At 61.6% G+C, this 6,126-nt stretch carries 6 protein-coding genes; 4 read left to right on the forward strand and 2 right to left on the reverse strand.

Annotation, left to right across the window (positions count from 1 at the left end; translation table 11 throughout):
• Positions 1–27: 27 nt before the first annotated feature.
• Positions 28–663 (reverse strand): hypothetical protein, encoded by a 636-nt coding sequence (locus B7L09_RS05105; protein WP_010459059.1) that lies wholly within the window; start codon positions 661–663, stop codon positions 28–30.
• A 108-nt stretch (positions 664–771) separates the two neighbouring features.
• The gene (gene glcC, locus B7L09_RS05110; protein ID WP_094467978.1) at positions 772–1,539 is read right to left on the reverse strand and encodes a transcriptional regulator GlcC; all 768 of its coding nucleotides are present in this window, start codon (positions 1,537–1,539) and stop codon (positions 772–774) included.
• A 235-nt stretch (positions 1,540–1,774) separates the two neighbouring features.
• On the opposite strand from glcC, the gene glcD reads away from it, so the two are divergent.
• The 4 genes from glcD to B7L09_RS05130 are packed head-to-tail and all read left to right on the forward strand — an operon-like array spanning position 1,775 to position 5,981.
• Entirely contained in the window at positions 1,775–3,274 is a 1,500-nt protein-coding gene (gene glcD, locus B7L09_RS05115; protein ID WP_094467979.1) for a glycolate oxidase subunit GlcD, read from the forward strand.
• A complete protein-coding gene (gene glcE / locus B7L09_RS05120) occupies positions 3,274–4,338 on the forward strand; it encodes a glycolate oxidase subunit GlcE (RefSeq protein WP_094467980.1) in 1,065 nt (354 codons plus the stop codon). Before glcD ends, glcE begins: the two co-directional genes overlap by 1 nt.
• A 3-nt stretch (positions 4,339–4,341) precedes the next feature.
• Positions 4,342–5,583 carry a glycolate oxidase subunit GlcF gene (gene glcF / locus B7L09_RS05125; RefSeq protein WP_094467981.1) on the forward strand — a complete coding sequence of 414 codons (1,242 nt, stop codon included), beginning with the start codon at positions 4,342–4,344 and terminating at the stop codon, positions 5,581–5,583.
• Positions 5,580–5,981 (forward strand): heme-binding protein, encoded by a 402-nt coding sequence (locus tag B7L09_RS05130; RefSeq protein ID WP_010459048.1) that lies wholly within the window; start codon positions 5,580–5,582, stop codon positions 5,979–5,981. Before glcF ends, B7L09_RS05130 begins: the two co-directional genes overlap by 4 nt.
• Positions 5,982–6,126: the final 145 nt, after the last annotated feature.

A 6,126-nucleotide genomic window follows, 5' to 3' on the forward strand; every position in this document is an offset into this window, starting at 1 on the left:
GAGCCGCTTGTGCGGCTCTTTTTTTTGTCAGGCCCGCGGCACCTGTGCATCGAGTGCCGAGTATTTCAGGCTTTTGCTCTCGACGACTTGCTTGAGCAGAGCATTGACCTGGCGGCTGAAGGTATCGCTGATTGCCTCTTTCGGGGTGTTGGCCATCAACGGCACAAACCAGATGCCCATCCAGGTATTGATTCCGTCATGGTTGCTCGCGTTGGTCAGCGTCTGCCCTTGGGAATCCAGCGTCTCCAGGCTCATGGTGTATTGGTCGGTCGCCAGTGTCGGGATGACGGTAAACGTCAGGCCACTGATAAAGGCCATGACCATCTGACCACCGCCCGGTGGATGGTTGTAAACCTTCAAGCGCAGGTTGTAATCACCCGGCTGCTTCTGGAACTCGTCCAGTGTGACGCGACCGAACAGACCGGAATCGGTCAGCACTTTTTGCAGCTCCGGCTTTAGCATGTCGCGTGCTTGCGGCATTTCAACGGCTGAAGCGCTTTTCGGCTCGCCTTGATAGAAATCGAAGTCTACGTAGACATTCGGTTTGTTCGAATAACTGGCCATCGATGGCAAATTGACCGGAGCGACTTCGTCTTTGGTAAAGCTGGCGCAACCACTTAGCCCGAGCACCAAGGCCAACCCTAGAATTTTCCCAAATTGCATGACAACTCCTTTAAATGATAGCATTGCGCCTCCACCCCAGAGGGCGAGGATTTGTCCAGGAACGAAGCTTGAAATCGAGTGCGCCCGAGCTTTCCGGCGAAGGTGCCCTCAGGCCCACCCTTCCAGGCGCAACGTGGCCCGGACCAGGCGCTGCTCCTCGCTTTCGATTTCCCTGAGGTTCTCGCAGATGCTCTGGATGTGCGCGATGGCCGCCTTGCGCGCCTGCTCCGGCATGCGGCCGGTCACGGCGTTGTAGAGCCGGGCGTGCTGACGGTCGATCTGACGTTTTTGCGGTGCGCGGTGGTAGAGGTTGTTGACCGAGGCGAACACGGTGTTGAGCAGCAAGTCGGTCAGCGAGCGCAAGGTTTGCACCAGCACCGGGTTGTGCGAGGCCTCGCAGATCGCCAGATGAAAGGCATGATCGAGCCGGGCGTGTTCGCTCGCTTCCATCGACCGCGTGCGGGCATCGAGCAACGCTTCATAGCTGCGGGTGATGAGGACAAAATCCGCCTCGGTCCCGCGCAATGCGGCCAGGCGAGCGGACTCTCCCTCAAGCAGGCTGCGCACCTCGAACAAATCGTAAAGCGTGCGCGGTTGTGAGCTGAACAAATGCATCAGCGGCGACGCGGCGCCGTGGCCCGACAGTTCAGCGACAAAGGATCCCTTGCCCTGCTCCGTCTTGATAATCCCCCGGGCGCGCAACAAATTCAGGCCCTCGCGCAGCGCTGTGCGCGAGACGCCGAGCTTCTCCGTCAGGCGCCGTTCCGAAGGCAACAATTGACCGGTCTTGAGGACCCCGTCGACGATCAGGCGTTCTATGCGCTCACAGACCACGTCTGCGACTTGGGGATTACGGGGCACTTTCGCACTCTCCATCGAACCTCCTACTGGTATGACCAGCCTCACCAATAAAACCCGCCACGTTCGAATACAACCCTAAGCTTATGTTTAGACGGTTATTTTTCTCAGAAGCGTGGAAATACCCCCTGAAGAACTGGTTCGACCACTCAAACAACACATGGACAGTAGGACGCGTCAGGCCAATGATGCAAGTGAGCTTTCACCGCAAGCAGACCTCTAATAAAAACAAACGGAGGGTCGTGAACCGCCTATGAACATCCTCTACGATGAACGCGTCGACGGCGTTCTGCCTGATGTCGACAGAGCCGCCCTGCTCCAGGCACTGAGCGCTCGCCTGCCGGACCTGGAAATCCTGCATCAGCGCGAAGAACTCAAGCCGTATGAATGCGACGGACTGTCCGCTTACCGCACTACGCCGATGCTGGTGGTGCTGCCGCGCCATATCGACGAAGTCCAGGGCGTGCTCAAACTTTGCCATGAGTTTCATGTGCCGGTGGTCGCTCGCGGTGCCGGCACCGGTTTATCCGGCGGTGCGCTACCGCTCGAGAAAGGCGTGCTGCTGGTGATGGCGCGTTTCAACAACATCCTGCACATCGACCCCGCCGCACGCACGGCGCGGGTTCAGCCGGGCGTGCGCAACCTGGCGATTTCCCAGGCCGCCGCACCGTTCGGCTTGTATTACGCGCCGGACCCCTCCTCGCAGATCGCCTGTTCCATCGGCGGCAACGTGGCCGAAAACGCCGGTGGCGTGCATTGCCTGAAATACGGCCTGACCGTGCACAACCTGCTCAAGGTCGACATCCTCACCGTCGATGGCGAACACCTTACCCTGGGCTCCGAAGCGCTCGACTCGCCCGGGTTTGACCTGCTGGCGTTGTTTACCGGCTCCGAAGGCATGCTGGGGGTGATCACCGAAGTCACGGTCAAACTGCTGCCGAAACCGCAGACGGCCAAGGTGCTGCTGGCGGCGTTCGACTCCGTCGAAAAGGCGGGTCGTGCAGTCGGCGACATTATTGCCGCCGGCATCATTCCGGGTGGTCTGGAAATGATGGACAACTTGGCCATTCGCGCCGCCGAAGATTTTATTCACGCCGGTTATCCGGTCGACGCCGAAGCCATTCTGCTGTGCGAACTCGATGGCGTTGAAGCCGACGTCCACGATGACTGCGACCGTGTGCGTCAGGTGCTGGAACAGGCCGGTGCGACCGAAGTCCGCCAGGCTAAGGATGAGGCGGAACGCGTACGTTTCTGGGCCGGGCGCAAGAATGCGTTCCCGGCGGTAGGCCGCCTCTCGCCGGATTATTACTGCATGGACGGGACGATCCCGCGCCGCGAGCTGCCCGGCGTGCTGCACGCGATTGCTGCGCTGTCGGCCGAATACGACCTGCGGGTGGCCAACGTTTTCCATGCCGGTGACGGCAACATGCACCCGCTGATTCTGTTCGACGCCAACCAACCCGGCGAACTCGATCGCGCCGAAGCCCTGGGCGGCAAGATCCTCGAATTGTGCGTGAAAGTCGGCGGCAGCATCACCGGCGAACACGGGGTCGGCCGCGAGAAAATCAATCAGATGTGCGCGCAGTTCAACAGCGATGAGCTGACCCTGTTTCATGCGGTCAAAGCCGCGTTCGATCCGGGCGGCCTGCTCAATCCGGGCAAGAATATTCCAACCTTGCATCGCTGCGCCGAATTCGGTGCGATGCACGTTCACCTGGGTCAGATGCCCTTCCCTGAACTGGAGCGTTTCTGATGCGCAGCGAACACGATATCGATGACAGCGGCGCGCTACTGGACCAGGTTAACCAGGCCCTGCAAAACGCCACGCCGCTGCGCATCCAGGGCGCCAACAGCAAAGCGTTTCTGGGCCGTATCGCGGCGGGTGAAGTGCTCGACACGCGCAGCCACCGCGGCATCGTCAGCTACGACCCGACCGAGCTGGTAATCACCGCGCGCTGCGGCACGCCGTTGGCAGAACTGGCCGACGTGCTGGATGCAGCGCAGCAGATGCTGCCCTGCGAACCGCCCTCCTTCGGTGAAGGCGCCACCGTGGGCGGGATGATTGCCAGTGGGCTGTCCGGGCCGCGACGTCCGTGGTCAGGCTCGGTCAGGGACTTCGTCCTTGGGACACGAGTCATCACCGGCCACGGCAAGCATTTGCGCTTCGGCGGCGAAGTCATGAAAAACGTCGCCGGCTACGACTTGTCGCGCTTGATGGCCGGCAGTTATGGCTCGCTCGGCGTGATCACCGAAGTCTCGCTGAAAGTGCTGCCCAAACCTCGGCAAGCGTTAAGCATCAGCCTGGAAATGGACAGCGATCGCGCCTTGCTGCGCCTCGCCGAATGGGGACAGCAACCGCTGCCGATCAGCGCTGCGTGCCACGACGGTCAGCGCCTGCATCTACGGCTTGAGGGTGGCGAAGGCTCCGTGGCGGCGGCGCACGACCGACTGGGCGGCGAGCTGCTGGAGGCTTCGTACTGGGCGGATCTCAACGAACATCGATTGAGCTTCTTTGATGAAGACCAGCCGCTCTGGCGCCTGTCCGTCCCGCACAACACCCCTCGACTGTCCCTGCCCGGCCTGCAAATGATCGACTGGGGCGGCGCCCAGCGCTGGCTCAAATCCGATGCCGAAGCGGCGTTCATTCGCTCGATCGTCGCGGAAGTCGGCGGGCACGTGACCTGCTACAGCCACGGCCTGATTGACAGCCCGTTCCATCCGCTGCCCGCAGCACTGATGCGCTACCACCGCAACTTGAAGGACCAACTCGATCCACGGGGCCTCTTCAACCCCGGTCGCCTGTACGCGGAGCTTTGACCCATGCAGACCACCTTGAGCGAACAGGCCCGCCAACTGCCCCGCGCAGAAGAAGCCGAAAGCATCCTGCGCACGTGCGTGCACTGCGGTTTCTGCAACGCCACCTGCCCGACCTATCAATTGCTCGGCGATGAACTGGACGGGCCGCGTGGGCGCATCTACCTGATCAAGCAGGTGCTGGAAGGCAACGAAGTCACCCAAAAGACCCAGCAGCATTTGGATCGCTGCCTGTCCTGCCGTAATTGTGAAACCACTTGCCCCTCGGGCGTCGACTATCACAACTTGCTCGACATTGGCCGCGCGGTGGTCGATGCGGCCGTGCCGCGCTCGCTCGACCAGCGCTTGTTGCGTGAAGGCTTGCGCAGCGTGGTGCCCAATTCGGGGTTGTTCAAAGCGCTGGTCAGCAGCGGTCAGGTGTTCCGTGCGCTGTTGCCCAACACGCTGCAAGCCAAGTTGCCTCGCCACGTGTACCCGGCCAGACAGCGCCCGGTCGTCCGCCACGCCCGGCAGGTGCTGATGCTCGAAGGCTGCGTGCAGCCGAGCCTGTCGCCGAACACTAACGCGGCCACCGCGCGCGTCCTGGATAGACTGGGGATCAGCGTGACACCGGCGCGCGAGGCCGGTTGCTGCGGCGCGGTCGATTACCATCTGGACGCGCAAGCGGCCGGCCTTGATCGCGCCCGCCGCAACATCGACGCGTGGTGGCCGCGCATTGAGCAAGGGGCCGAAGCCATTGTGCAAACCGCCAGCGGTTGCGGCGCCTTCATCAAAGACTACGGCCACCTGCTCAGCACCGATCCGGCGTATGCCGAGAAGGCCAGAAAGGTCAGCGCACTGGCCAGGGATCTGGTTGAAGTGTTGCGCGACGAGCCGCTGGACACGCTCGGCATTCACAGCGACCAGCGCCTGGCCTTCCATTGTCCCTGCACCTTGCAGCACGCACAGAAACTCGGCGGTGCGGTTGAAGCGCTGCTGACGCGCCTGGGTTTCAACCTCACGTTTGTTCCCGACGGTCACCTGTGTTGCGGCTCGGCGGGCACCTATTCGCTGACCCAACCAGAGCTGTCCCGGCAACTGCGCGACAACAAACTCAATGCGCTGGAAAGCGGTCATCCCGAAGTCATTGTCACGGCCAATATCGGCTGTCAGTCGCACCTTGACGGTGCGGGCCGAACCCCTGTGCGCCACTGGATCGAACTGGTCGAAGCGGCGTTGCCCTCATCGAGCCCTGGAGTATCCCCATGAAAAGCAAAGCCGTCCTCAGCCAGACCGAAGTCAGCCGGATTCTCAGCGCCGCACGCAACGAAGCGCAGAACAATCAATGGGCCGTGACCATCGTGATTGTCGACGACGGCGGCCATCCACTAGCCCTGGAGCGCCTCGACGGTTGCGCCCCGATCGGCGCCTACATTGCCACCGAAAAAGCCCGCACTTCGGCCCTTGGCCGGCGTGAATCGAAAGGCTATGAGGAAATGGTCAACGGAGGACGCTACGCGTTTTTGTCAGCGCCGTTGCTGACCTCCCTTGAAGGCGGAGTACCGATCATCGTCGATGGCCAGGTGATCGGCGCGGTCGGCGTGTCCGGCGTCAAGGCCGAGCAGGATGCCCAAGTGGCCAAGGCCGGGGCGCAGTGCCTGAACTGAGCTGTAAACCAAATCAACACCGCAGAACCTGTGGGAGTGAGCCTGCTCGCGATTGCGTTGGTTCAGCCGAAATCAATGTTGAATGTCACACCGCTATCGCGAGCAGGCTCGCTCCCACAAGGGATTTGCATTCATTTGAGGCACC

It is taken from the genome of Pseudomonas mandelii, assembly GCF_002251635.1.
In the GTDB taxonomy this organism is placed as follows: domain Bacteria; phylum Pseudomonadota; class Gammaproteobacteria; order Pseudomonadales; family Pseudomonadaceae; genus Aquipseudomonas; species Aquipseudomonas mandelii_B.

Coding starts and splice junctions, on each gene's coding strand:
- glcE (WP_094467980.1), top strand. CDS start 3,274: ATGCGCAGCGAACACGATATCGATGACAGCGGCGCGCTACTGGACCAG.
- glcC (WP_094467978.1), bottom strand. CDS start 1,539: ATGGAGAGTGCGAAAGTGCCCCGTAATCCCCAAGTCGCAGACGTGGTC.
- glcD (WP_094467979.1), top strand. CDS start 1,775: ATGAACATCCTCTACGATGAACGCGTCGACGGCGTTCTGCCTGATGTC.
- B7L09_RS05130 (WP_010459048.1), top strand. CDS start 5,580: ATGAAAAGCAAAGCCGTCCTCAGCCAGACCGAAGTCAGCCGGATTCTC.
- glcF (WP_094467981.1), top strand. CDS start 4,342: ATGCAGACCACCTTGAGCGAACAGGCCCGCCAACTGCCCCGCGCAGAA.
- B7L09_RS05105 (WP_010459059.1), bottom strand. CDS start 663: ATGCAATTTGGGAAAATTCTAGGGTTGGCCTTGGTGCTCGGGCTAAGT.